Annotated in this window: 25 protein-coding genes; 11 read left to right on the top strand and 14 right to left on the bottom strand. The window is 40.9% G+C overall.

Annotated features, from left to right (window positions below):
* Nucleotides 1-6 precede the first annotated feature (6 nt).
* Both NAF01_RS05585 and NAF01_RS05580 read right to left on the bottom strand, forming a co-directional pair.
* Nucleotides 7-1,245: an amidohydrolase family protein gene (locus NAF01_RS05585; RefSeq protein WP_226619359.1), complete on the bottom strand. Its 1,239-nt coding sequence runs from the start codon at nucleotides 1,243-1,245 to the stop codon at nucleotides 7-9.
* A gap of 83 nt (nucleotides 1,246-1,328) precedes the next feature.
* Nucleotides 1,329-2,906, bottom strand: a complete 1,578-nt coding sequence (locus NAF01_RS05580) for a glutathione ABC transporter substrate-binding protein (RefSeq protein ID WP_226619360.1) — start codon at nucleotides 2,904-2,906, stop codon at nucleotides 1,329-1,331.
* Between the two features lie 280 nt (nucleotides 2,907-3,186).
* Between NAF01_RS05580 and NAF01_RS05575 the strand changes: the two genes are divergently transcribed.
* The 7 genes from NAF01_RS05575 (at nucleotide 3,187) to NAF01_RS05545 (ending at nucleotide 9,928) form a co-directional block, all read left to right on the top strand.
* Complete coding sequence (locus NAF01_RS05575) at nucleotides 3,187-4,089, top strand: ABC transporter permease (protein WP_226619361.1); 903 nt, start codon at nucleotides 3,187-3,189, stop codon at nucleotides 4,087-4,089.
* 22 nt (nucleotides 4,090-4,111) lie between these two features.
* Complete coding sequence (gene nikB / locus NAF01_RS05570; protein ID WP_197214440.1) at nucleotides 4,112-5,032, top strand: nickel ABC transporter permease; 921 nt, start codon at nucleotides 4,112-4,114, stop codon at nucleotides 5,030-5,032.
* 19 nt (nucleotides 5,033-5,051) lie between these two features.
* Nucleotides 5,052-6,068: an ABC transporter ATP-binding protein gene (locus NAF01_RS05565; protein WP_048010380.1), complete on the top strand. Its 1,017-nt coding sequence runs from the start codon at nucleotides 5,052-5,054 to the stop codon at nucleotides 6,066-6,068.
* Between the two features lies 1 nt (nucleotide 6,069).
* Nucleotides 6,070-7,065, top strand: coding sequence for an ABC transporter ATP-binding protein (locus NAF01_RS05560; RefSeq protein ID WP_226619362.1), 996 nt, complete (start codon nucleotides 6,070-6,072; stop codon nucleotides 7,063-7,065).
* 93 nt (nucleotides 7,066-7,158) lie between these two features.
* Nucleotides 7,159-7,929: a sensor histidine kinase gene (locus NAF01_RS05555; protein ID WP_226619363.1), complete on the top strand. Its 771-nt coding sequence runs from the start codon at nucleotides 7,159-7,161 to the stop codon at nucleotides 7,927-7,929.
* Entirely contained in the window at nucleotides 7,926-8,618 is a 693-nt protein-coding gene (locus tag NAF01_RS05550; protein WP_048010383.1) for a response regulator transcription factor, read from the top strand. Before NAF01_RS05555 ends, NAF01_RS05550 begins: the two co-directional genes overlap by 4 nt.
* Nucleotides 8,615-9,928, top strand: a complete 1,314-nt coding sequence (locus NAF01_RS05545) for an SLC5/6 family protein (protein WP_226619364.1) — start codon at nucleotides 8,615-8,617, stop codon at nucleotides 9,926-9,928. The genes NAF01_RS05550 and NAF01_RS05545 overlap by 4 nt, the downstream gene beginning before the upstream one ends.
* Before the next feature lie 101 nt (nucleotides 9,929-10,029).
* Here the strand turns inward: NAF01_RS05545 and NAF01_RS05540 are convergent, their stop codons facing one another.
* The 9 genes from NAF01_RS05540 to NAF01_RS05500 all read right to left on the bottom strand — a co-directional run bounded on the left by NAF01_RS05540 (nucleotide 10,030) and on the right by NAF01_RS05500 (nucleotide 20,569).
* A complete protein-coding gene (locus tag NAF01_RS05540) occupies nucleotides 10,030-10,398 on the bottom strand; it encodes a cupin domain-containing protein (RefSeq protein WP_226619365.1) in 369 nt (122 codons plus the stop codon).
* A gap of 26 nt (nucleotides 10,399-10,424) precedes the next feature.
* Nucleotides 10,425-11,189 carry a (S)-ureidoglycine aminohydrolase gene (allE, locus tag NAF01_RS05535; protein WP_226619366.1) on the bottom strand — a complete coding sequence of 255 codons (765 nt, stop codon included), beginning with the start codon at nucleotides 11,187-11,189 and terminating at the stop codon, nucleotides 10,425-10,427.
* A 24-nt stretch (nucleotides 11,190-11,213) separates the two neighbouring features.
* Entirely contained in the window at nucleotides 11,214-12,476 is a 1,263-nt protein-coding gene (allC, locus tag NAF01_RS05530; protein ID WP_226619367.1) for an allantoate deiminase, read from the bottom strand.
* Between the two features lie 43 nt (nucleotides 12,477-12,519).
* Nucleotides 12,520-13,911: an allantoinase AllB gene (gene allB / locus NAF01_RS05525; protein ID WP_226619368.1), complete on the bottom strand. Its 1,392-nt coding sequence runs from the start codon at nucleotides 13,909-13,911 to the stop codon at nucleotides 12,520-12,522.
* Nucleotides 13,912-14,092: 181 nt separating this feature from the next.
* On the bottom strand, nucleotides 14,093-15,328 hold the full coding sequence (locus tag NAF01_RS05520; RefSeq protein ID WP_226619369.1) for an amidohydrolase: 1,236 nt from the start codon (nucleotides 15,326-15,328) through the stop codon (nucleotides 14,093-14,095).
* Between the two features lie 71 nt (nucleotides 15,329-15,399).
* A complete protein-coding gene (locus tag NAF01_RS05515; RefSeq protein ID WP_413227269.1) occupies nucleotides 15,400-16,965 on the bottom strand; it encodes a glutathione ABC transporter substrate-binding protein in 1,566 nt (521 codons plus the stop codon).
* Between the two features lie 125 nt (nucleotides 16,966-17,090).
* Nucleotides 17,091-18,569: an amidohydrolase family protein gene (locus NAF01_RS05510; protein ID WP_226619370.1), complete on the bottom strand. Its 1,479-nt coding sequence runs from the start codon at nucleotides 18,567-18,569 to the stop codon at nucleotides 17,091-17,093.
* Entirely contained in the window at nucleotides 18,566-20,074 is a 1,509-nt protein-coding gene (locus tag NAF01_RS05505) for an amidohydrolase family protein (RefSeq protein WP_226619371.1), read from the bottom strand. The genes NAF01_RS05510 and NAF01_RS05505 overlap by 4 nt, the downstream gene beginning before the upstream one ends.
* Nucleotides 20,075-20,203: 129 nt before the next feature.
* Complete coding sequence (locus tag NAF01_RS05500; protein WP_222498657.1) at nucleotides 20,204-20,569, bottom strand: DUF488 domain-containing protein; 366 nt, start codon at nucleotides 20,567-20,569, stop codon at nucleotides 20,204-20,206.
* Between the two features lie 115 nt (nucleotides 20,570-20,684).
* Between NAF01_RS05500 and NAF01_RS05495 the strand changes: the two genes are divergently transcribed.
* The gene (locus NAF01_RS05495) at nucleotides 20,685-20,909 is read left to right on the top strand and encodes a hypothetical protein (protein ID WP_048010392.1); all 225 of its coding nucleotides are present in this window, start codon (nucleotides 20,685-20,687) and stop codon (nucleotides 20,907-20,909) included.
* A gap of 39 nt (nucleotides 20,910-20,948) precedes the next feature.
* On the opposite strand, the gene hemG is transcribed toward NAF01_RS05495, so the two are convergent.
* From hemG to NAF01_RS05480, 3 genes are all read right to left on the bottom strand, one after another.
* Nucleotides 20,949-22,334: a protoporphyrinogen oxidase gene (hemG, locus tag NAF01_RS05490; protein WP_226619372.1), complete on the bottom strand. Its 1,386-nt coding sequence runs from the start codon at nucleotides 22,332-22,334 to the stop codon at nucleotides 20,949-20,951.
* 114 nt (nucleotides 22,335-22,448) lie between these two features.
* Nucleotides 22,449-23,513 (bottom strand): C45 family autoproteolytic acyltransferase/hydrolase, encoded by a 1,065-nt coding sequence (locus NAF01_RS05485; RefSeq protein WP_226619373.1) that lies wholly within the window; start codon nucleotides 23,511-23,513, stop codon nucleotides 22,449-22,451.
* Between the two features lie 82 nt (nucleotides 23,514-23,595).
* Nucleotides 23,596-24,609 carry a DUF1835 domain-containing protein gene (locus NAF01_RS05480; RefSeq protein ID WP_226619374.1) on the bottom strand — a complete coding sequence of 338 codons (1,014 nt, stop codon included), beginning with the start codon at nucleotides 24,607-24,609 and terminating at the stop codon, nucleotides 23,596-23,598.
* 147 nt (nucleotides 24,610-24,756) lie between these two features.
* On the opposite strand from NAF01_RS05480, the gene NAF01_RS05475 reads away from it, so the two are divergent.
* The 3 genes from NAF01_RS05475 (at nucleotide 24,757) to NAF01_RS05465 (ending at nucleotide 26,084) form a co-directional block, all read left to right on the top strand.
* Nucleotides 24,757-25,233 carry a glutathione peroxidase gene (locus NAF01_RS05475; protein ID WP_226619375.1) on the top strand — a complete coding sequence of 159 codons (477 nt, stop codon included), beginning with the start codon at nucleotides 24,757-24,759 and terminating at the stop codon, nucleotides 25,231-25,233.
* Entirely contained in the window at nucleotides 25,233-25,694 is a 462-nt protein-coding gene (locus NAF01_RS05470; RefSeq protein WP_206701399.1) for a MarR family winged helix-turn-helix transcriptional regulator, read from the top strand. The genes NAF01_RS05475 and NAF01_RS05470 overlap by 1 nt, the downstream gene beginning before the upstream one ends.
* An 87-nt stretch (nucleotides 25,695-25,781) precedes the next feature.
* Nucleotides 25,782-26,084, top strand: a complete 303-nt coding sequence (locus tag NAF01_RS05465; protein ID WP_226619376.1) for a DUF5634 family protein — start codon at nucleotides 25,782-25,784, stop codon at nucleotides 26,082-26,084.
* Nucleotides 26,085-26,162: the final 78 nt, after the last annotated feature.

The following is a 26,162-nucleotide window of genomic DNA, read 5'->3' as shown; positions in this document are numbered from 1 at the left end:
CTTAAGCTATGAATTTATCAGGTTTTTCTCACTTCGTTTGCTTTCAACCTTCCTGCCCTTGAAAAATAATGCCTCAACCGGTGCTCGTCTTGCAATTGCCTCTGCTGAACATGCCGCATCAACAAGCATCATCGTTGCATCATCGCCTACTTTTGGCCAAACCCTTTCACCAGCTTTATTCAGAGGAGTAATCCCGCCAGTTGCAAACTTCAAGACTGATGATAAAGAATATTCATCAATCATTCGGAACCTTTCCGCAAGTGTCCCCAGTTTCTGTATGGTGTTTCCTGTTCCGAACGGGGACCAGTGATCGGTGATGCTGTCATGGCCGACTGAAACGGGAATACCATAACGATCAAGGGCAGGAACCGGAATAGTGGTACGATTAATTGGAATGGTAGTGGTCACGTCAATTTCCTGCTCTTTCAATATTGCCGCCATCCCAGCCAATGCATCTTCGGACAAGTCAGCTAAAGCAATTCCATGGCTAATGGTTGCTCTTCCTGCCATGCCTGCTTCTTTTGTATAATCTGCCATTCTCTCGAATGTAAAAGCTCCCAATGAGTTAGGATCATGAAGATGGATATCGACTCCCTTATTATGCTCTGCTGCGATTTCAAATATGGTGTGCAGGGACTTTTCAATGTTTCTGTCCACGGTAGCTGGATCAACCCCGCCTACTAACGTGGCACCATTTTTCATAGCATCCCGAATTAACTGGACAGAACCGCTTCTCAGCAGTCCATGCTGCGGAAACGCAACAATGTCATATGTAAGGACATCTTCATATTTCTTTAGTGCATTGACAGTAGCTTCCAAGTTTTTCAGGCCTATTACAGGGTCAACATTACAATGTGTGCGAATGTGGGTATGGCCATTTTTTAAATACAGCTCTATCATTTTCTCAGCACGTTCTTGTGCGGTTGGGAGAAGCTTTGGCAATAGCTCCTTTTCCTCTTCTAATCTAGTGAAAATGCCATTCGTGATCGGTGTACAGGCTTTCCAGGGCCCGCCATAATAGGTTTTGTCAATATGAATGTGCATATCTCTTAAAGAAGGAAGCAGAAGCTTCTGTTTTGCATCAAGCTGGCTTTCATTAGAATCTGGGGCAAGCTGTGAAATTTCTGCAATTTTCCCATCTTCGATTTTCAAGTGGCAAATTTCTGTGCTTGTGCCTGTAATTTGTTCATTTTCGCTGATGAATCCTGTTTCCAGCCGAACATTTGTGATCCATTGAGCTGTCATTCTGATTCCCCCTTAGTATTGAAGATGAAGGAAAAGTACTTTTGCTTCAAAAGTACTTTTCCGTTTCACTCTTTAACTTCTATTTATTTAATGACTGCTTCATCAATCATTAAATAATTGGCAGCATTGAGCCAAAAGCCGCTTACGTTTTTGCTGTGCGCAGCCATATGTTCATAGTTTCGGATTGGTATATAGACCGCATCCTCTAATTCCATTTGCATCACTTTCTCATAAAGATCCTTCCGCTTTGCTTCGTCAGTCTCTCTGCGTGCTTCTTCAATGATTTTGTCTACCTCAGGGTTGCTGTAATAGAAATGGTTTCCGGGAGGTCCCTGTGATGCCGTATGGAATAGATTATACTGGTTATAATCTCCATCTCCAGTGGCATTTCCCCATCCCCCGATAAACAAATCATGCTCAGATTTATCGATTGTATCGATATATGCACCATATTCCATTACCTGAATATCTACCTCAACGCCAATTCCCTTTAATTGCGATTGAATAACTTCAGCCATATTGATGCGTTCTTTTCTATCACTTGTCAGTAACTTAAGCTTAAGCCCGTTTTCATATCCTGCTTCTTTTAGCAATTTCTTTGCTTCATTTAAATCATAATCATAAGGCTTAACATTTTCACTGTGGCCAAACACTTTTGGACTCATCGCAGCATTAGCAAGTGTCCCCACATTGTTGTAAACCCCTTTAATGATTGCTTCTCTCTCAACGGCATGGCTGATTGCTTTGCGGACTTTAACATCATCCAATGGCTTTTTCTTGGTGTTAAATCCGATGTATTCAACTGCAAGCCCCTCAGCACGGAGAAGTCCCATTGATTCAGAAGCCTCAATTCTCTCAATTTCTGTAACAGGCACCTGATCATTAATATGTGCTTCCCCAGTTTCAATCATAGCCAGCCGAGTCGCGTCTTCAGGAACAACCTTAAAAACAACCTCATCAATACTTGGCTGTTCTCCCCAATAGTTTTCATTTTTCTCCAAGGAAATTTCCTGTCCAGTCTTCCATTCTTTAAAAACAAACGGGCCTGTACCAACAGGTTTCTCTGCAAGCGTCTCCTGGTTTTCGGCCAGCGCCTTTGGACTCATGATGCTTCCTTCGCTGCTTGCAAGAATAGAAAGCAGCGGAGCATATGGATAATCAAGCAATAATTGTATTTTGTACTCATCAATTACTTTTACTTCATTAATCATCGCGAATTTCTCACGCTGAGGAGACCCGGTGTTTGGATCCAGTAAACGGTCAAATGTGGCCTTCACAGCCTCAGCGTTAAACGGTGTACCGTCATGAAAGGTTACGCCTTCTTTTAGTTTAAACTCCCAGGTCGTATCATCAATGACATTCCATTCTGTTGCCAGCAGCGGCTGAATGTTCATATCTTTATCTGGTTCCACTAAAGTTTCATATACTTTTTGATAAATTATATTTGCTGAAGGTATATCTGTTATAAAGTGAGGATCTAATTTTGTTGCATCTGATAAACGGACAACTGTTAAGGTGCCGCCATCCTTTTTACCCTCGGATTCATTGCCAGCTGCCTGCTCTTTTTTTGTTTGTGTAGAACATGCTGTTGACAGCAGCATCATTAAGCATAGGAAAATCATTAGCATTCCCTTTCGAAAGTGCTTTCTATCTTTCTCCATTTTTCTCTCCCCTTTTTTAATAAATAATTCCGATAGTAAAGTCAATGTTCACCGTCCCTCCGTAAATGCTTATCTGCATTATAGAAGATGATGCATTCAGATATTTACAGAATATTTACCTTATTTTTAAATATTTTGACAACTGTTTTAAAAAATATTTACTTTACAGGTAATTTTGATAATTTTAACTAAACGTTTGCAATTCACTCTTTCTTTTGAAAGGAGGAATATCGATTTACATTTTAGTACTAGTAAAAAAATCTATTAGGGGGGAAATAAGATGACAGTTCAAGTAAAAACGGAGCAGCCGGAAATAGCTGTAAAGACATTGATCAGCACTAAGGAGTCTAGAATAAAAGATTTTCTTTCTATATTGATGCAAAATAAAGCTGCACTGGCTGGGGCCATTATTATTTTTGTTTATCTGTTAATGGCGGCATTTGCACCGCTGCTGGCTCCATATAGCCCATACGAAATTGATTTGGAAAATAAGCTGACTCCACCATCTGCAGACCATTGGATGGGAACAGATGATAAAGGAAGAGATATTTTAAGCCGGATTCTTTATGGTTCCAGGCTATCAATGGGGGTCGGCTTTGCTGCTGTGTTATTCGGAGCATTTTTCGGAATTATTTTTGGCCTTGTGGCCGGGTTTTATGGCAAATGGGTTGACACCATTATCATGAGGATGATGGATGTTATGCTCGCATTCCCAGGAATTCTTCTTGCCCTGGCCATTATTGCAGCATTGGGTCCAAGTCTGATTAATGTGACCATAGCAGTAGGGGCTTTTTCTGTACCTTTATTTGCCAGGATTGTCCGCGGATCTACTTTAGAAGTAAAGCGCCTTGAGTATATTGATGCAATCCGATCGCTTGGTGCCTCTGATTTTGTCATTATTTTCAAGCATATTTTCCCGAACATTCTATCACCTATTATTGTTCAAGGGACTCTGCGTTTAGCTACTGCCATTCTGTCAGCAGCTGGATTATCATTTCTTGGACTTGGGGCACAGCCGCCTTCACCTGAATGGGGAACCATGCTCAGCAGCGGGAGGGATTTCTTATTCTCTGCACCGTATATTGCCCTGTTCCCTGGTCTCGCTATTTCCATCCTCGTCCTTGGATTTAATATTTTTGGTGATGGCTTACGTGATGCTTTTGATCCCCGCATGAAAAAATAAAAGCTTTGAGGAGGTTACATCTATGCTGATGTTTATATTACGCCGGATTTTACAGACGATCCCGGTTATTATTGGAGTTACTTTTGTTGTCTTCTTCATTATGCAGCTCGTTCCAGGGGATCCTGCAGTACTTCTTGCCGGTGAAGGAGCCTCAAAAGAAACGATTGAAGCTATTCGTGAACAGCTTGGATTAAACCAGCCTTTATATATCCAATACTTCGAATACTTAACAAATGTGTTTAAGGGGGATTTAGGCGTCTCCTTAAAAAACAGCCAGCCGGTTCTTGATGAAATATTGGTAAGACTGCCAATTACGATTGAACTCGCCTTCTTTAGCATCATTATCACAATTGTGCTGGGAATGGCAGCAGGTATTATTTCAGCTGTTAAACCTTATTCTTTGACCGATGTCAGCGTCATGCTTGTTGCGCTCTTAGGAATTTCACTTCCAAGCTTCTGGTTTGGCCTCATGCTTATGTATTTCTTCTCTGTTAAGCTTCAAATTTTGCCTGTAGCAGGATGGGACAGTCTGCTCCATGTCATCTTGCCGGCTATAACCCTTGGAGCAGGAGGAGCAGCAATTGTCGCAAGGATGACCAGGTCGAGCATGCTGGAAGTTATCCGCCAGGATTATATTCGTACAGCACGTGCAAAAGGGCTTCGCGAGCGAATCATTATTTCTAAACATGCATTAAGAAATGCACTGATACCAGTGATCACGGTTGTGGGCCTGCAGTTTGGCGCACTCCTTGGAGGTACCGTATTGGTGGAATCGATCTTTGCTATTAATGGCCTTGGAAGAATGATTGTCGATGCAATCCGAATGCGTGATTTGCCAATGGTCCAGGGAGGAGTATTATTTGCCTCACTTATTTTCGTAGTTGTGAATTTATTCGTAGATGTCTTTTATCGGTTCTTCAATAAACGCATTGAACTAAATTAGTTAGGGGTGGTGACTGGACATGAAAGAAATAAACAAGCCAATACTTGAAGTAAAAGGGTTAAAAACCCACTTCACAACAAAGCGGGGAGTCAGCAAAGCGGTTGATGGCATCGATTTTACACTGCATAAAGGGGAAACGCTGGGAATTGTTGGGGAATCCGGATGCGGGAAAAGTATGACCTCCCTCTCCATTCTCCGCCTTATTCCTTCTCCTCCGGGAAAAATTGCCGGTGGTTCCGTTCTTTTTAAAGGAAGAGATTTAGTAACAATGCCAGAGGATGAAATGAGAAAAATTCGCGGGAATGAAATATCTATGATTTTTCAGGAGCCAATGACCTCCTTAAATCCTGTAATCCCGGTTGGAGAGCAAATTGCAGAAGCTTTAAGGCTGCACCAAAAGATGGGAAAAAAAGCTGCATGGGATAAATCAGTTGAAATGCTGAAGATGGTTGGAATCCCCTCTCCTGAAAAACGGGCGAAACAAGAGCCATTCCAATTGAGCGGCGGGATGCGCCAGCGTGTCATGATTGCAATGGCTCTTGCATGTACACCTGAGGTATTAATAGCAGATGAGCCTACGACAGCCTTGGATGTTACGATTCAAGCACAAATATTGGAGCTGATTAAAGAGCTGCAAACAAAGATCGGAATGGGTGTAATTATGATCACCCATGATTTGGGGGTAGTGGCAGAAACTTGTGATAAGGTAGCCGTAATGTATGCCGGCAATATAGTCGAGCATGCTTCCACAGAGCAAATATTTGCTGCTCCAAAGCACCCGTATACCCAAGGTTTATTGAACTCATTGCCTAAAATCCATGAAGATCAGGAAGAATTAATTACGATAGATGGCAGTGTCCCAAGCCCTTACAATATGCCTGCCGGTTGCCGTTTCGCCTCTAGATGCCCTTATGCAGAAGATATATGTGCTGCACAACAGCCTGATCTTGTTGCCTATTCTGATGATAGTAAAGTAAGATGCTGGAAATACACCGACAAGTGGACTGGCAAAAGAGAGAAAGAAGGGGTTGTCTAATATGAACACGGCCGCAGAAAAAAATATCATCCTGCAGGTAGATCAATTAAAACAATATTTCCCGGTTAAAAAGGACTCTATCTTCAAGCCAAAGACATATGTAAAGGCGGTAGACGATATTTCATTTGAGCTTTTTGAGGGTGAAACATTAAGTATAGTCGGGGAGTCAGGCTGCGGGAAATCAACAACCGGACGTGCCATTTTAAGGCTTGATGAACCTACTGACGGAAAGGTTCTTTATATGGGGAAAGATATTTTAACGCTAAATAAAAAGGATATGAGAAAACTTAGAGGTGATTTGCAGGTAATATTTCAAGATCCTTTTGCTTCTCTTAATCCCCGTCAAACGGTGAAGCAAATTTTGAATGAAGCCATGGCCATTCAGAACGTGGTTGAAAAATCAAAGCGAAAGGAAAGAATGCTGGAACTGCTGGGCTATGTTGGACTTCCTCCAGAAGCGCTTGACAGATATCCGCATGAATTCAGCGGCGGCCAGCGCCAGCGTATTGGGATCGCCAGAGCATTGGCCGTCAATCCGAAATTAATCATTTGTGATGAAGCTGTATCTGCCCTGGATGTATCTATCCAGGCACAAATTCTCAATCTATTAAAGAAGCTGCAAAAGCAGTTTAAATTGACCTTTCTTTTTATCTCTCATGACCTTAGTGTCGTCAGGCATATTTCAGACAGGGTTATGGTGATGTATCTGGGTAAAGTGGTCGAGATTGCAGAGAAAAAAGAAATGTTCGATTCTCCGCTCCACCCTTATACAAAAGCGCTTCTCTCGTCTATTCCAGTCCCGGATCCAACTTTAAAAAGGGACCGTGTAATATTAAAAGGAGATGTACCATCACCAATTGATCCTCCTGGAGGCTGCAGGTTCCATACACGCTGTCCTTTTGCTGCAGAAAAATGCAAACAGGAGGAACCTCCCCTTAGGGAGCTTGTTAATAATCACTTTGTAAGCTGTCATTTCGCTGAAACTCTTCCAGTTTAATACAAATACCTCTATTATGTATAAAATGTTATATTAAAAAAGGGATAGGTTATAATACCTCCCTTTTTTAATACTTAAGGAGAAACGAACCCCATGCTGCCTATTGAATCATTCTCCATATACATTATGTTTTGTGTTCTGGTTCCGCTGGCAGGGGCCTTTACCCTGCTATTTTTATTTGTTTTTGAAAAAAGAATTGATTTACTTGAGAAGCAAAAAAGAGAGATAGCGCTGGAAAGTGAATTGCAGACAGCTTTATACAATCAATTAAACCAGGAAATCCAGCCGCATTTCTTTTTTAATACCTTAAACTCAATCCTTGCTCTAGCCAGGCTCGACCGCAAAGAAGAATTGATACGGTCGATTGAAACCCTTTCAAAACTCCTGAAATTTAAATATCGGACTTTAAATAACTTTATCTCAATTGAAGATGAACTTACTTATGTTAATTACTATCTGGAGATACAAAAAACCAGATTTAGAGATCGTCTTCATTATGAAATTCAACTGGACAATCATGTGAATAAAGCCATTATCATTCCCTTTTTAATACAAACTCTTGTGGAAAATGCTTTTAAGCATGCCTTTGAAAGACATATTGGCGAGGCTTTATTAAAAATAAAAGTAATAAAGATTGAATCATCCATTCATGTCTCAGTGTGGAACAATTCCATAGAACGCTATGAAACAAGTTCCCTGGATGGCGGGGTGGGGCTGGAGAACATAAAAAGAAGACTTGAGCTTTTATTCCCCCATGATGAAACTTCAGTTCAATTAACAGACCAGGGGGACGGAACAGCTGTTTTGGCTATATTCCCCCACGTTATTATGTCAGAAAAATTGGAAGGAGAAAGGATGCAATGAATATTTTGCTTGTAGATGATGAACTTATCGAATTGGAACAGCTGGAATATCTCATCAAAAAGAAATTTCCCAATTGGATTCTTTATAAGGCTCAGGATGCCTCTCAAGCTCTTCAGATTATTAAGAAGCATGACATCTTTCTTGCGTTCCTTGATATTCAGCTCCCAGGAAAATCAGGGTTAGATTTAGCAATGGAGCTTTCCTCAGCTGGTGACATTGATTTAATCATGGTTACAGCTTATCAAAATTTTGATTATATTCAAAAGTCACTCAGACTCGGGGTAATTGATTATATTACAAAGCCCGTCATTGAAGAGGAATTAATGAGCGTTTTGCGAAGGTATGAACGAATTGGCAGTTACTCTGAGCAGATAGTTAAAGCCTTGCAAATTATTCAAAAGGAATATAATGAAAAACTTACTTTAAATTATTTAGCATCTAAAATTCATATCAATTCAGCTTATCTGAGCAGAAAGTTTCATGAGGAAGTAGGAATGGGGTTTTCCGAATACTTAAATGACTTTCGATTAAAACAAGCACAAAAAATGCTGATTGAAAGTCCTGATTTAAGCATTAGCAGTATTTCAGAAAAGTGCGGCTTTAACAGTCAGCACTACTTTAGTCAAATCTTTCGGAAAATGACTGGCCAATCTCCAAGGGATTACCGTCTGAAGGAGACTTCACAATGAAGAAAACCGATTTTCAATACTATATTGGCGGGGCATTCCAGCTCGGAATCGGTTTTGGTGTTGTGAGTCTTTTGTCCAGATGGGTAACAGGCAATACGATTCTTTCATCGCCCGAAACATTAATAAAGTACGGACTAACCGGAGGAATCGGCTATTCTCTTATGGGGGCACTTGCACTCATCTTATTTGGAATATTAGCAAAAAAGATTCGGGATCGGTTTCACGACCATCAAACGATAGGAGATGTACTGCGCGAAAGATTGACTCCACGCGGCTACTGGTTCATGATCTCTATTCTTATTGTGATTAGTTTCCATTCTATATTTGTTCAGGCTATGGGTGCAGGAATCCTTCTGCACATGATTTTTCCCCTGCCTGTTTTTTCTGGTATGGTTTTCTTTTTATTGTTTTGTTTTTTTATTGGGGGAGCAGGAGGCATGCAAAGAATTCATCAGCTTGCAGGCATTAATGTTGTGCTCATATTCAGCGCTGTCATCGTCATCCCTGTTTACTTTTATATCCAGGAAGGTGTATACCCTGTTTATGAAGGCATTAAATTATATCATCCATACATACTTTATGTTAAAAACACGGAAGCTATTTTGTTTATTTTCACAGCCATTTTAATTGGCTTTGGACAAGTGATTATCGATCGTGCCTCATGGCAGAGAGTTTTTATTATAAAAAAAGAAAAGCTGAGAATTACGTTTACATTAGCGGGTTTAATATGGGCAACGATTCCTCTTGCATTATCATCGCTGATCATGATTATTATTTTTGGAAGAAGCTATGATTCCATTTATTCTTTGTTATTTGAGTTAATTGGAAAAATCAATTCAACTTTGCTTATTGTTTTATTTGTCCTGTTTTGCTTCAGTGCCATTTCATCTGCCATTAGTGCAGAATTACATGCTATTGTCACATTAATCATTAAAAATATCGCCGGTGTGCTTCGCCCTCTCAGCAATAAAGAAAAATGGGGATTCACCTATCTGTTTTCCGGAGCCATTTGTCTATTATTACTAATTATCGTTAGTATCTTGCCTCCATCCCCTATTGAACTGCTGTTTTTTTTCGGTAATATTTATGCTTCCATGATCGTTCCAATGCTGTACATTATACTAGGGAGTAAAACCTTGCCTGCCCTTATTCCCCTTGCCTCCATTATTGGGACTGCCGGGGGGTTTGCAGCTTTGCCTATTATGGAAAATATTCTTACGATTTGGATCAGCTTTTCTCTGTCCAGCTTAATTTGCTTAAGTTATTTTATTTACAATCTATTAAGAACGAAGCTGACTATGAACGTCTAGCGGGGACACCTTATGAATATATATTTCGTGTTCAATTCAGCATATCGCTCTCTTCCAGAAGATCCGGCTTAGAGCGATATGTTTTTTATCTGAATGCAGATTTAATATCTTGTAATATCCATTGGAAGAGAGCCAGCAGCAAATCCAACAAATAAAAATCGATCCTTCCCTGTATTGCGCATTCCATGAATCTGATTAGGCTTAGCAAGGATCACCATGCCTTTACTTATTTGAATTTCATTCTCCAAGTCAGGAAAGTAGGTTCCTGTTCCCTCCATACAAACCCACATATCATCTACATTTGAGTGAGAATGCAAGTATACCTCCTGGCCTGGTTCCAGACACCAGACAGCTCCCACTGTTTTATCAGTTTCATAAAAATAGTTCTTTTGCGGTTTCTCAGGATCAAACTTTGCTATTTTATCGATTTCAAATACTCTTTCTTCCATAATCCTCTGTATGTTTGACACCGTTATTTCTCCTCTCCTGAAATTTTTTATAGTTCAGCGTCCCGATTGCAATCTTTTGAATAGACATATGTTAAATTTTCTCTCCCTACTGCATACGCGGCCTGGTGAACATAAGGGCCCATGAAAATATAATCGCCCTTTTTGACTGGGATCCACTTGTTATCAAGATTATACATCCCTTCCCCGGAGAGGATATATGCTCCGTGTTCCTGTACATGTGTTTCAATAAACGGGTGGCTCGCAGCAGGATCGAACGAAAGGATATGAAAATTCATATCAAAATCTAAATCAGCAGGCAGCAGATCTTTAATGTTTACATTATGCATATCATCATAGTTCCTGAATTCAATTCTATTTGCATGTCCTGATATAACCCATGGCTTCCGCCCTTCAAGAGGGCGATATCTTTGCTTGTATAAAAAGAGCTTAGAATCCCCATCATCCAAATTTTCCAAATACATTTTCACTCCCGGCGGACAATAAAGGTATCCGCTTTCCTTCAGGATAAACTCTTTTTCATCTGCAGAAGCTTTTATTTTTCCCTCCAGTATGTAAACAAATGTCTGAACATCCTCCTGTCCGCCGAATCCTTCCTTATTTCCGCCTCCTTTTTTCATTGTCACATAATAGTCGACAAAGCTTGCCCCTAGCTTAGGAGAACCTAAAATCGAAATAAGGCAATGATCAAATCCAGGAATAACATTGTTCACTAATCCTTCTGGTGCAATTAAAGCAAATTTCCCATGTTCTATTACAGACCTGCTTGATAATAGATCTTTTGGATAGCCCATACATAACTCCCCTTTTCATTGATATTATTTATAAGCCAGTTCATATAAAGTGCTGATCAGTGCTTTAACTCCTTCAGCTAAATCAGCTGGCGCAGTATATTCACCAGGGTTATGGCTAATGCCCTTTTCACTCGGCACAAATAGCATGGCCGCCGGAATGGAGGCTGCAAAAATTTGTGCATCATGGCCTGCACCACTATGCATTACTTTATAGCTCAAGTTTTTTTCCTTGCACTTCTTCTCAATTAATTCCGTAATTTCAGGATCCATTGGGACCGGATCGGTATCAAGCCATTTTTCAATTACCGTTTCAACCCCATGCTCTCGTGATATATCATTTATTTTTTCTATAAATCTTTCAGTAAAATGGGATATCGTATTTTTATCAATATGGCGCAGATCTAAAGTAAACGCAGCTTTTCCCGGCACCACATTTGCAATGTTGGGTGAAATATCAACCCTCCCAACGGTTGCTACCAGCGGGTCACCATATTGCTCAGCCATATTAAGTGTTTCATATATCATTTGGCTGGCAGCATACACAGCATCTCTGCGATATGCCATGGGTGTTGTTCCAGCATGATTGGCTTGACCTTTTACTTCAATTGTAAAACGCCTTTGCCCAACGATGCATTTCACAATACCAACAGATTTTTTCTCAGTTTCAAGAACATTTCCCTGTTCGACGTGGATCTCTACGAATACTTTCAGGTCCTGCCGCGGAGATTGGGTTTCATCCCTAAATCTGAACCCTGCCTCATTTATGGCGTCAGAAAAAATTACTCCATTTGAATCTGCAAGATTTTCAACATCCTTTTTATATGCGCATCCTGCCATATTCTTTGAACCCCAAAAGCAATAAGGAAATCTGCTTCCTTCTTCTTCTGCCAGTGAAACAACCTCGAGATTGCGTTCTGGAGTCCCATAATGATCTTTTAAATAAATTAAGGACAGTATTCCAGCTGCAATGCCAAATTGCCCGTCAAACAGCCCGCCATTTTTCACGGTATCTATATGGGATCCTGTTAGAATGGTCTCTGTCTGATTTACTCCCTTTAATATCCCACTCAGATTTCCCACTTCATCAAACTTTACTTCCAAACCCTCGGCTTCCATCCATCTTTTCAAAGCTTGCTGAGTAGCCGTCCATTGCTGGGAGTATAACAGCCGGGTAATTCCTCCTTCCGGGTCCTTTGCAAATGAACCCAGCCATTCAAGCCTGTTCACAATATGTTCTGCTAAATTTTCATATTCAAGTTTCCCCTGCAAATTGATTAAGTCTGTCATCCCAAATTCCCCTATCTATAATCTTTCTGCGGACTATTTGATTTCAGATCATATTCAAAGCTGACCTGCCGTTTTTTAACTTAAGGGCTTTTCCGAGAGGTTTTCCAACAATCCCCTGTTCCAAATCATATACAATCCTGCCGCGGACAAGGGTTTTAGTTATCCGGCAATTAATCATCCTCCCAATGTATGGGCTATGCTTATGCCGATAATACAAACCTTCCTCCTCAACAACATAGGAACGATTAGCATCAATGAAGATGATATCTGCATCCATTGATACTGCTATTTCTCCTTTATTGGGAATGTTAAAACGTTCAGCGGGATTAGAAGAAATCATCCTTGCAAAATGAGTGATTGGCAGCTTTCTTTTCAAAACCGCTTCATCAAACATTAAATCAACGCTGTTTTGACACCCTGTGATTCCTCCCCACACTTCGAAAAAATTATTTGAAGAACTATACTTCATTTCAGGCGGACATGGTGAATGATCAGATGTTAACATATCAATCTTGCCTTCTATTAACTTTTTCCATAGCTTTTCCTGATCTTCTTTACTTCGCAGCGGAGGAGAGCATTTGGCAGCCGGGCCAATTTTTTCGAGCTGTTCAGATGATATCGTAAAATAATGGGGACACGATTCAAGAGAGACATCCTGACCCGCGTTTCGGGCCTTCATAATTTCTTCTACTGCTTCTGCGGTGCTAATGTGCACAAAATGAATAGGGCATTTCGTTTCTTTTCCAAAATAAAGAGCGCGTTTCACTGCTTCAACCTCTGTTAAAACCGGCCGTGAAAAAACATAATCTGCGGCAGCTGTCCTGCCCTGTGCCGTTAACTCTTCGCCTAACCGATCGGTAATTTGGGCATTTTCCGCATGAATGGATAAAATTCGGCCCAGTTCAGCAATTTTTTTCATCCCCGCAAAAAGGGTATAATCATCCACATTGGAAAAATCATCGGGATTATCCGTTCCACAAGTGGACATAAAGCATTTATATGCAATAACTCCTTCATCTGAAAGCTCTTCAAGCCTTTCAAGATTGCCTGGAACAAGTCCGCCATAAAATGCATAATCAATATAATTTTTCCCCTTGGCTGCTTCTGTCTTTAACTGCAGTGTGTGCTTGTCTATCGTAGCCGGAAGGGCATTCAAGGGCATATCCGCATAGCATGTAGTTCCTCCTGCTGCCAGCGCTTGAGTTCCAGTTATAAACCCTTCCCACTCTGTTCGGCCAGGCTCACAAATATGCACATGAGTATCGATCATTCCAGGCATGACATATTGATCAGATGCATCGATAATCTGTTCAGCTTCATGAACAATTGTTTCCGCAATCGCTGCAATTTTTCCATTTATAATGGCGATATCATTCTTTATTACCTCGTCTTTAAGAACCACATTGCCGCCTTTTATAATCAAATCATATATCATCGTATTTCCCCCTCTGCTTTTAATACATATCCTGTATCTTGCGGAACCTCATACTGCTTTCTTAAATTGTATAAAAAAATCTAACTATTTTTTTCGGATTCCTTTACCAATTTTTTAGTTTTCTTTACTTCTTCATTTTTTTAGAAATATATAAGAAGACAATTACCAGAGAATGATCAGATCACTCTGGATTTATGCCTTTTTTATCGCAAACTAAAGTTCCCTTATAGTACACTGCATGGCGTTCCGCCCTTCTCGCCATAGCCTCTGCTGAACAGCTTGCATCGACAAGGACCATGCTGGCTTCATCACCAGGTGCTGGCCAGATCCGGTTTCCCTTCTGATCAAGCGGCGTTCTGCCCCCTGTAATATATCTAAATGCCTGTGAAAGAGACTTTTCATCCGTCCATCTATACCGTTCAATTAAACGGCCTGCTCTTTCCAGGATATCTCCATTTCCTGTTGGCCACCATGAATCAAAAATATTATCGTTTCCGACAGCAACCTCTACTCCCCAATCACTTAACAGATCAACAGGCGGGATCGCACGTCCAGACGGAAGGCTAGTAACGATCGAAATACGAGCGTCTTTTAAAATCTCTGCCACCTCGGAGGCTTCTTCCCTTGAAACATCCCCCAGGCCAAATGCATGGCTAATTGCAACCCTTCCTTCCCAGCCAGCTTCCTTAGTCAGAAAGGCCAGTCTTTTCATTGTAAAAGTCCCAAGGTGACCAGGATCATGTAAATGCAAGTCAATATCTGCATCGCTTTCTACAGCTAAATCCATCAATTGAACAAGCGAGGCTTCAATATTGTTGTCAACAGTAGCAGGATCGACCGCACCTACAATTCCAGCACCGTTTCTAATAGCTTCTCTAATAAGCTGAGGTGTCCCTGAGCGCAGCAAACCATGCTGGGCAAAGGCCACAATCTCGGAGCTGGCATAGCCTGAAAATTCCTCCAATGTCTGCTGAACTTCAGCTAAATTCCGTAATTGGACTTCAGGGTATATATCCACATGGGTTCTAATGTGAGTTGATCCATAGGATATTAGCTGCTTAAGCAAAGCTTTTGACCGCTGATAGGTGCTTGAAGACATAGATAACAGTGCATTCTTTTCAATTTCACATCGATCTATGACACCCGATGCAGGAATGCAGGCTCTCCACTTATCCCCCATATACGTTTTATCGAGATGGACATGCTTTTCCACAAAGGATGGCAATAACAGCAGTCCCTTTGCATCTTCTATTGGCAGATTATCAGAGGACGCCTCTAATTCCTTCGTAATCTTAGCAATGCAGCCGTCCTCTATTAATAAATGAAATTGATCTGTTATCGTACCTGACACTCTATTATTCTCATTTTTGTATCCGCATTCTAATCGCACATTCTTCAGCCAATAGCTATTATTCATTTTCATTCACCTTTCCGGCCCCGGACAAGATAAAAGGGTACCCAGAATGGATATCCCTCTTATCTTAGAGCTTATTTAATTGAAATGTCATTGATCTCCAAGTATCCAGATGGACTTATAGAGAAGCCTTTTACATCTTTTGAAATAGCCGCCATATTCTCAATTACACGAACCGGAATATATACGGATTCTTCCATTTCGATTTCCTGAGCTTTTGCATAGAACTCCATCCGCTTATCCGAATCTTTTTCAGCGCGTGCAGCTTCTATTAAGCTGTCCACTTCTTTATTGCTGTAAAAGAAGGTATTACCGGCAGCGCCGTGTGAACTGCTATGGAAAAGGTTATATTGATTATAATCAGCATCTCCCGTAGCGTTTCTCCAGCTTAAAATAAACATCTCGGAATCACCGCGGTTTACCTGTTCTACAAATGTCCCATATTCATATACCTGAATATCCAGTTTGATTCCAATACCTTTCAGCTGTGATTGAAGAACTTCCGCCATATTGATCCATTCTTTCTTATCCATTGTTTTCAATGTGGATTCAAAGCCGTTTGGGTAGCCCGCTTCTGTGAGAAGCCTTTTTGCCTCATTGAGATTATATTCATATGCCTCTAAGCTTTCATGATATCCAAAGACCTTTGGCCCCAGCAGTGAATTGGATTTTTTCCCAACATTCTCAAATACTCCTTCCAAGATGGAATCCATTTCAACAGCATGCCCAACCGCTTTGCGGACTCGGGCATCATCGAATGGATCCTTTTCTACGTTGAACCCAATATATTCTGTGCCAAATCCTTCACTGCGGTAAATTTCTGCATTTTTGGAGTTTTCCACTGTTTCCATCATTGTGACCGAGAGCGGTTCGGCTATATGGGCTTCGCCGGTTTCGAGCATGGATATCCTTGTTGTTTCTTCAGGGACGATTTTAAATATTACTTTATCCAGCTTAGATTGAGTCCCCCAATACGACTCATTTTTGTTAAAAACAATTTCCTTGCCTGGTGTCCAGGACTCAAATACAAATGGGCCTGTCCCAACAGGTTCTTGAATAACTTTTTTTCCATATTTCTCGATAGTTTTTGGTGAGATGATGCCGCCTTCATGATTGGCCAATATGGATAGCAGGGGTGAAAACGGTTCTGATAACTTAAATTGAACAGTAAATTCATCGACTGCCTTTACCTCTTCTACCATTTTGAATACAACAGCTCTTGGGGAGGCAACATCGGGATCTAATAACCGGTCAAATGTTGCTTTCACTGCATCGGCATTAAAAGCAGTCCCGTCATGGAATGTTACATCTTCTCTAAGCTTGAACTCCCAAGTTGTTTCATCTAACTGTTCCCACTTTTCAGCCAGCACCGGCTTGATTTCCGCATTTTTATCCCGGCCAACAAGCCCCTCATAAATCTTATTATGTGTTACGCTGGCAGCATTGATCGTCGACATAAAATGATGATCTAAATTTTCTGCATCAGATAAACGGGCTATAACTAATGTTCCGCCGTTTCCAGATGCTATTCCCTTGGTGTCCTGACTGCTGTTCACTTGCTTCTTGGTGGAACAGCCTGAAATAAGGATTGCGATCAGCAAAGCTAAAATGACTAACTCCATTCTTTTTTTCACTTTCAAATTCAATCCCCCTTTTTTAAGCCCTAAAGCCTTTATCTAATTATATAAAATATTCTGATTAATCTTTTTCTACTTTCTTTACATGTTTTTAAACTTTTTCTACTACTTATTCAAAATATTAAACGTCATTGCTGATTAATAGAATCGACAAATCTGAAAGAAGGCGGCAGCAATTCATTCTCTGGAAGCTCTTGATAATCTCTTTTCAAATAACCTTTTTTCATTTTTATAAAATATTCTTGTGCTTTTCCTTTTAATGCCTCTAAATCAAGGTTGGGTAATTTTCGGTCTTTCATGACTACTTTCCCATTAATGATGGATAACTTGACATCTCTTCCAGTTCCGCTTACCATCACTGTCCTTAGGGGATCATCTAAAACTCCCATATGGAATCCGTCTAATTCAATTGCAATAATATCTGCTTTTGCACCGGCGCAAAGACGGCCCAAATCTTCTCTTCCCAGAAACTTTGCAGCCCCTAATGTAGCAGCACGGTAAAGGTCTGAGTATGATGAGTCTTTAACTTCTTTATTTACGATCCGGGAAAGCATGCTTCCTGTCCTGATATTCTGGAACATATCGGGAGGAAAGGTGTCTGTTCCCAACGCCAAATTAATTCCTGACTGCTTATATTTTGCAAAGGACTCCATTGCCTGCCCATGCCTTCCAATTATCAATGGGCAATGAATAACAGTTGTCCCCGTTTCCCTCAGAAGAGACAAATCATCCCCGCCACCTGTTTTTGCCTCACTGTATCCTGCAATAAAATGGGCATGAGGAATCGCCGTTCTGGATCCTAAAAATCCAAGATTATACAAGTGCCTAATTGGCGTTACGCCATATTTCTCAACCATAGTATGGTATTCAAAATCACCTTGGGCTGCATGCAATTTTATCGGAACTTTATAATGTTCACTATATTGCTTTGTCAGGAGAAGGCTTTCTTCCGTTTGACTTTCAATCCGCTCAGGTGCAAGCATTCCCCTGACCAAACCATTAAATGAACCATCAAACTCCTCCAAAAAACGCACAGCTCTTTCTAATCCTTGCCTTCCAGCTTCTTCATCCCAATAAATCTTTATATTGCCATCAGCCTGAACGACTCTTATCCCCGATTGATAGCTTGGCCCCATATATATACGCAGTCCCAGGTCAGCAGCATGCCTCGCTGCTGCAGCAAGCTCCTCATATGTTTCTGCCCATTTTTTATAATGCACAGAAGTGATTGGCATAGCAGTTGTAATTCCATGAAGGATCAGCTGTGAATAGGCATATAAAGATTTAAAGGCCTCTTCTTCAGCCGTCATAATTTCATGGTGCCCTTTCTTCACATACCTCTCTGACCAAAGCAGATTTTTCTGTCTTGCTGAACTGGCCTCCAAATGCAGGATATCATGATCAATATCGCCTAATGCATTCAAATCAATGAATCCCGGACTGATTAAAGCACAGCCGGCATCTATAACTTTATCAGCTTGGCCCGAATAACTTTTTCCAACATAAATGATGGTATCATTTTCAAAAACAACTTCAGCATTTTCTATCAGGACATGATCTTTTCCATCATATCCAATTACATATTTCCCCTTTAGCCTGGTCTTCATTGATGATCCCCTTTCTCCCCAGCAGCTTCTTCAGCGTTATGGTCCATTCCATCTCCATAGGTTCGTGTGTGACCCCAAAAATATTTCGTTTGCCTCATATATCTTTCAAGACCAGCACGTTTAATTGTTGCGTCAGCTTCTTCATTTGCTTCTGCCAAAACTGACCTTTCATCAACAGAGCAGACTTTTCTGTCTTTCATAAGAACCCTGCCATCTACGATAACATGCCCCACATCAGTTGCATAAGCTTGATGGACAAGCCGATGAATATGCATAAATTCAGGTGTTAAGTGCGGCTGATGCATGTTGACAGTTATAACATCGGCCTTTTTCCCCGCTTCCAGAGAGCCCAATTCATCATCCCATCCAATACATTTTGCTGCATCAATCGTAACCATTTCCAGAAGTTTACCAGGAGGTAAGCAATATTCATCTCTATGGGCGGCCTGATGTATAAATTGTGTTTTTCTCATGGCTTGAAACATGTCAAAGCCAGTGGACGGTGAAGTACCATCTGTTGATATGGCAACCGTTGTTCCCAGCTCGATCAATTCTATCATTGGTGTGCGGGCATGAATTTGAGAGAATCCAGGAGAGGCACTGACATTTGTTCCGGTTTCAGCTAATATTTTCGCTTCATCAAAGGATATCCCCCTGCAATGCTGAAGATGAACATCTGGACCTAAAAGAGCATTCTCCCAATCCTTTACTGCTAAGTGAATCATGCCACCAAAAGCATCAGAGTGGATTCTTGTATTATATTTTCTGGCAATTTCTCTGACTTTCTTTGCTTGGTATAAATCATGCTCTGTTAAATGATGAAGTTTCGCAGGTGAAGTTGGGCCAGATGGTTCAACTGATGTAACAATTACGAAAGGTGTAATAAAAGCTCTTGTCCGGTCTTGATTGGAATGGTTTAAAGCTTCAATCACTGCTTCTGCACCATTTAACACTTCCTCATAGGTGACTTCTTTAGTCATTCTTTGACCGTCTATCCACCTGCTGAATGAATGAGGCCATGGCGGATTGCAGGGACCGGTGCAAACAACCTCCCTGACACCAGTCTCTGCATAGGCTTTTGCATGATTGATGGCAAAAACCGGATCATCCGACCTTGGCATTGAGCCAAGAACAGATACACCTGTTGTTATGCCCGCCTTCAGACGTTCAAGCGCTGAAAGCTTTCCTTCAAAATACCAGAATTCATCTGTTACAAAATGCTTATACGTATTCGTCATGATAGGCATCCAATCATCCAGGCTTTCCATTGCAATTGTCTTAAACATTGAATGTCCGCCATGTCCATGTACATCTATTAATCCCGGCAGGATACAATGATGGCTGCAATCTATTACTTCTTTCGATTCATATTTTTCCAATAGTTTTTCACTCATACCCACATCAAGGATCCTGCTTCCTTTTATGGCAACAGCTCCATCAGTGATGATACGCCTGTTTTGATCCATAGTAATAACTGTTCCATGAATCAGGAGTAAATCAATCATTTCCTTCTCCCTCACTTCTTTTAACTTTAAGTATAGGAAAAAAGAAAACACTAAACTTTCAGAATCATTACTTAAATTTAAAGTATTTCTACCTTTTTTTTATTTTTTTCCTGCCTATAACATTAAGCTTCATTTCTCCTTGCTTAATAATTCTTCCAATAATACAATTGCATGGTTATTTACTGTATCTTTTGCAGCATATAGTAATGTAAGTTTTTGCTTCTTCGATATCTCGTACAGTTCTTCCATCTTGCGAATCTTGTCTGTCTGTGTGCGCAGCTCAATGAGATACTTTTCCCGGAACATACAGAAAAGTTCAGGTTTATGATTAAAAGTTTTTCTAAGTCCGCTGCTTGGTGCAACTTCTTTCTCCCAGGCTGATAAATGTGCTTCTTCTTTTTTAATTCCCCTCGGCCACAGCCGATCCACTAATACTCGGTATCCATCAGCCTCTTCATACGGATCGTATACTCTTTTTATAGTAATTTCAGCCATTTCTTCACCACCAGATAATTTTCGCGTTTCTATCTCTCTTGTCATTTGCTATAATTTTTACAAATACCAATTATACAAAATTTTCTAATTCAATTAAATGTGAGGTGCAAGGAATTTGACAGGTATTATTGCCGTTGTTATGACTTTCTCTATTCCCATCATTGCCATCCTGACTGTTCATACTCAAAAACTCGCAAAGATCAAACATAATATGATAAAAGATGAAATCACCCTGGAAAAGCTGAAGCAAGAAAACTTTTTGCTTGAAACCGAAAAAATGAAGCTCGAACTGGAGCAAATGAAGCTTGAAAGTCCTAAGGATCTTACCAAAATCATATAAGCAAAAAATCCCCATCTTACACAGAAGGGGATTTTTGTTTTACATATTCTCAATAATTTTACCGGCCGTTTCTGCCCCATTTTCAATGCAGTCAGGGATGCCGACACCGTAATAAGAGCAGCCTGCAAGCCATATTCCAGGGTATTCACGGCCCAGCCTGTTTTCAAGTGCTGCTACTGTCTCAGGATGGGAAATCAGATAGTTTGGCATTTTTTCAGTCCAATTCGTCACTTCACTTGCCAAAGGCTCAGGCGTTATGCCGAGGCTTTTTTCAATATCAGCCAGAGCCGTCTGCAGCAGCTCTTCTTCATTCATTTCCTTTAGAGATGTAAAGGCCGGATGGCTGCTTTTATAAAATAATCTTACAAGCAAATTACCGCTTTCTGATGTATGCTTCCACTTGCGGCTTGTCCATGTACAGGCATTGCAGGTTAATTCATCCGTATTGGCCGTGATGAAGCCTGTCCCGTCTTCAGGCAGTTCGCTGTCTGGAATATCATAAGCAAGATAAATAGAAATTAGGGAACTGTTCTTCAAAGGTTCGAACTCCGCTTTCAGCTCCTCATCAGCGAACAGGGCTGCAGCGGCATTATGCGGAATGCCGAGCACTATATGATCCGCCTCCAGGGTTTCGCCATTTGAGAAATCAACCGTATATCCTCGATCCGTTTTTTCTATTTTAACAGCCTGTGTGCTTTTTAATATTTCTGTTCCGTCCAATCTTTCCTCATAAGCATCAATTAATGTATCCAGGCCCTTATTAAAGGAAAGGAACTTCTTTCCCCCGGCGCTCTGGAACACCTTTTTATTTTCCTCGAACCCTCTGATGATGCTGCCGTATTTTTCTTTATAATCAAACACCTGCGGAAGAGTCGAAGCAATCGTTAAGTCACTGAGATTTCCGGAATATACTCCCGAAAGAACAGGCGCAATTTGTTTTTCCACCAGTTCTTTTCCAAAGAAGTGCTCAAGGAAATCGCCGATGGAATCATTCTTTGTAAAGCGGTCATTCTTCGTATAAAAATCCTTCAGGGCTTCCACTTTTCCTTCTGCTGAAACAAGCGTGGATTTGGCAAGAGATTCAACACTGGCCGGGATTCCAAATACAGAATCTGCCGGTATCAGCTTCAGCTCGCCGTCAGTGTAAATATACGACCGTCCTGCCGCATTGTACACAACCGCTTCTTCCAAACCGAGCTCCTGGATAAAATTCATCGTATTTGCTTTGCGGGCAACAATCGAATCAGCTCCCGCCTCGATTGTAAATCCGCCTTCCCTTACTGTGCGGATTTTTCCGCCAAGCTGTTCTGCTGATTCTGCCAGGACAAGCCGTATATCCTGATCATTTTCTTTTTTCCACTTATTCAGCTCATACATGGCGGACAATCCTGTTACACCGCCGCCTATGACTAATACTGTTTTCACTCGTATGCACCTCAGTTTACATCCAATTCATATATAAAGTGTACCACAACCTAAAGCTATGAAAGAATGTGAGGGTTTGTCCAAATGATGAATCTATTCTTTCAAATAGATTTATCATTTCCTGAACCAGTTCGCATGCTCATCCATATGCAAAAAAGGAATGTCCGTATCCACTTCACCAGTAATTCTATTCATGTTAATGTCCTCGCCTTCAAGCCATCTTCTGAAGTCAAAAACAACAGGCTCTCTGTCGCCGCCAAGCGCAAACCAGGCTTTCATCTCCCCCGGCAGATAGGCTGATGTATGAATGGTCCCTGCCCAGCTTCCATAAAGATCTGAAAAGACACCTTTATCGCTATCATTCAGAAGGCGGAATGCATCATATGCATCCAGGCGCCCATCCTGACGGCTTTTCATGACATCCAGCCTGCGCATGCTGTCAGCCAGATGGTTGCGGTTTTCATCCTTCATGATTTCAAAATGGTTTGTACAGGCAGTTGTCTGACGGACCTCTATACCTCTAGGAGATGTTTCCACAGCATATGTCTCTCCGCTTGTGTCATACACCACGTATGTAAAGGAATGGCGGTGCGGTATTTCCTTCAGCATCTCAACCGCTTCTTTGACATTTGCACATGCCTCCAAAATCAGGCGGCCGATCATGCAGCAGATAAAGCCATCAGCAGGCTTTTTACGGTTCATGAAATTATAGCCGATGACAAGTCCTTTTTCATTCATGCCATCCATCCGGCCAGTCACCCTCTGGCTGGGACCCATAATCGCATAGCCCTGATCTGTTGGCTGATAAAAAGTATAGCGCCCCTCATAGGTTTTCGGATGATAATCATAATTGCGGACCAGATAGTCATTCCCTGTCAAGATGGAACAGCCTGAACGGACATAATCGAGTCGATATCCGCCAAACTCCTGTAACACCCGCTTCATCGGCCATTGCAAAGCTTCCTGTAACCCAAGCAGCTCATCCCAGATTCCGGGCGCAAATCTCGTAATTGCTTTTTTCACTTCTGCTTCATTTATTGAAAAACGCGGCTTCCGTACCTTCCACTGATCCTCCCGATTTTTAACAGAAAGAGAATCCTTTATTCGCTCTCCCTGCATAAAGCCAAAATCAAAGTGTGTGCCGCGGAATTGAATAATATCACTGTAAATCTTTTTCAAAGTTGATCCCTCTTCTATTCATTTCTTCTATTTAGAATAAAGGAAGGCTGCATGAAATTCCAGCCGAGGGATTTATGAAATTCTAAATCTCTTTCAATTTAATGCTATAAAACCTCATACTTTTCGGAATCCCTTTTATCGCAAATATTCCGTTATAAATCAGGGATCTTACTCTATACTCAGCAAAGCCATCACTAATTGGCTCATCCAGATGCCCTATCACTTCCCCGATTAATCTGGCTGATTTTATAAAACCCTTGTTGCTTTTATGAAGCTTTTTGGCTGACTCGATGATATAGTCATCAAAATAACTCTCTGGCACACTGTGTATTTCGTTATCTTCCCATATACGCAATACTTCTTTTGTCTTGGAAAGTGCCTGCCAATCCAAAACAAAAGCAGTTCTTTCTTCTGCAGATAAAGGGCTTCCCATTTTTTTATCTAATATGATCTTCAGTTTTTCCGGAGCTGCTTCACCTGAGTGCCTTAAAAGGTATTGATTCTTTTTCGCAGGAAAAAGCTCCTTATATGACTGAGCAGTATTAATAACATGCACATTATTATCTTTGTTTCTTAATAAGTGAAGGAAATACCGCAAACCGGTTTGTTCATCGGCGTTGTCAGCTGTCCAGATCACAATCGGTTTTCCCGCAGGAATGGCATCAATCTCCTCAAGTGCTGAGGCTATTTTTCTATCATATTCCTTTTCCTGATAATCTTCATGCATATTTATATGATCCATCAGCCATTCTAATCGCTTTTTTCTCCCTTCCTCTTCATCTATCTTCCAGAGCGGTCCATTGCTGAAGAAGTCAGGAAAACCAATGACCTTATTTTCTTTACTGAGCCCAACCTTTAAAGACCCTGCCGGTGATTCTCCACACAAAATGTGGTATGTATCATATTCCCGCTCCAATTTTCTCTCTTGGGAATAAAAAATTATCTTTTTTTGAATATCATTGAGCAGTTCCATGATCTCTTCCTGAGAATCAGCGCAGTTTTTTAATAAGTGAACCCGAAGCAATATGTGGAATAAATAGCTCTTCGCCCCTGACTCCGGCAGTTTCTCAATGGCTTCCCGCAATTCGTCCAACATTATAATCATCCTTTGTAAATGAATTGGAAATCTATCTTTCCTACGAATGAACCTTAATGGTAGTTTCATAAAAACCTGATTTGTTGCAAAAGGAATTTAAATCGCTTAAGATTAAATCGCACACGATTAAAAATAGGAGGTATCCCAATGACAACGATTTATGATTTTGAAGTCAAGAAAACGAATGGTGAATTGAAATCTCTGAAAGAATACGAAGGAAAGCCTCTAATTATCGTAAACACAGCAAGCAAATGCGGATTGACGCCCCAATTTAAAGGCCTGCAGGAGCTCTATGAAAAGTATAAAGACAAAGGCCTTGAAATTCTTGGATTCCCTTGTGATCAGTTCAATAACCAGGAGTTCGATAATATTGAGGAAACCACTGAGTTTTGCCAGCTCAATTATGGTGTGTCTTTCCCGATTTTCGCAAAAATCGATGTAAATGGCGACAATGCGGATCCATTGTTTGCTTACTTGAAAGAACAAAAAAAGGGCATTCTGTCCAAAAACATTAAGTGGAACTTTACCAAATTCCTCGTGGACCAGGGCGGCCAGGTTATAGAACGCTATGCGCCAACAACAGAGCCGGGAAAAATTGAGGATGATTTGACGAAGTTATTGTAATGCCGGAATCAGGTGATGATGTGAAAGATTTTTTTACACTGGATAAACAGCTTTGTTTTGCTGTTTATGAAACAGCAGGTGAATTTACCAAACTCTATACAAGTGCCCTTCAGCCATTCGGCTTAACCTACCCGCAGTATCTGGTACTTCTGGCCCTTTGGGAAAAGGATAGCATGACTGCCAAAGAGCTTGGAGAAAGACTGAACCTTGGCACCGGGACACTAACTCCGATGATCTCAAGGATGATTGCTAACGGATGGCTTCGCAAAGAACGCTCCAAAGCGGATGAACGCAAGGTGTATATCTTCCTTGAGGAAAAAGCACACAACGAAAAACAGGATATCACCAAAAGTGTCGGAGAGGCCATTCAGACGTGCAGCATTGAACTGGAAGAATATGAAGAACTTATGAAGCTTCTCGGAAACCTTAGAGTTAAGCTAAGGAGCAGAGTACCTCGCTGATGCGGGGTACTCTTTTCACAGTTCCGTGTTTAATCCCTCCAAAAATAGCCATATTAAGGATAGCTAATATGGAAGGGAGCAATCATAATGGAGTTTTTACCAAGAGAGCAAGTTTTAAATTCACTGCAGGAGCCATTTCAGTCCTATATAGACAAATATGGAATTGATGATATTGGCATTTTCGAGGAAGAAGGCCAGGACCAGCACTGCTATATGGGATACACGGTGAAAAAAGCAGGGAAAACGTACCATGTGCACAGTCCATTCCTTAAAGATGGGAATGGAGGATTATCACCAGAAAGAAATGAGTGGATCATTGAATCAGATGAACCCGATGGTGCTGATAGAAGCGGATTTACCAGTATAGAACAAGCACTTCAGGAATTATAAAGATTGTTGTGATTTTGACTTTTGAACTATATTAATATTAGAAGATTTTGTCTATAATGGAATTGTATTCAAAGGAAG

The sequence above is a fragment of the Cytobacillus firmus genome (genome assembly GCF_023657595.1).
GTDB classification, from domain to species: domain Bacteria; phylum Bacillota; class Bacilli; order Bacillales; family Cytobacillaceae; genus Cytobacillus; species Cytobacillus firmus_B.
This window is presented reverse-complemented; position numbering and strand designations above follow the sequence as displayed.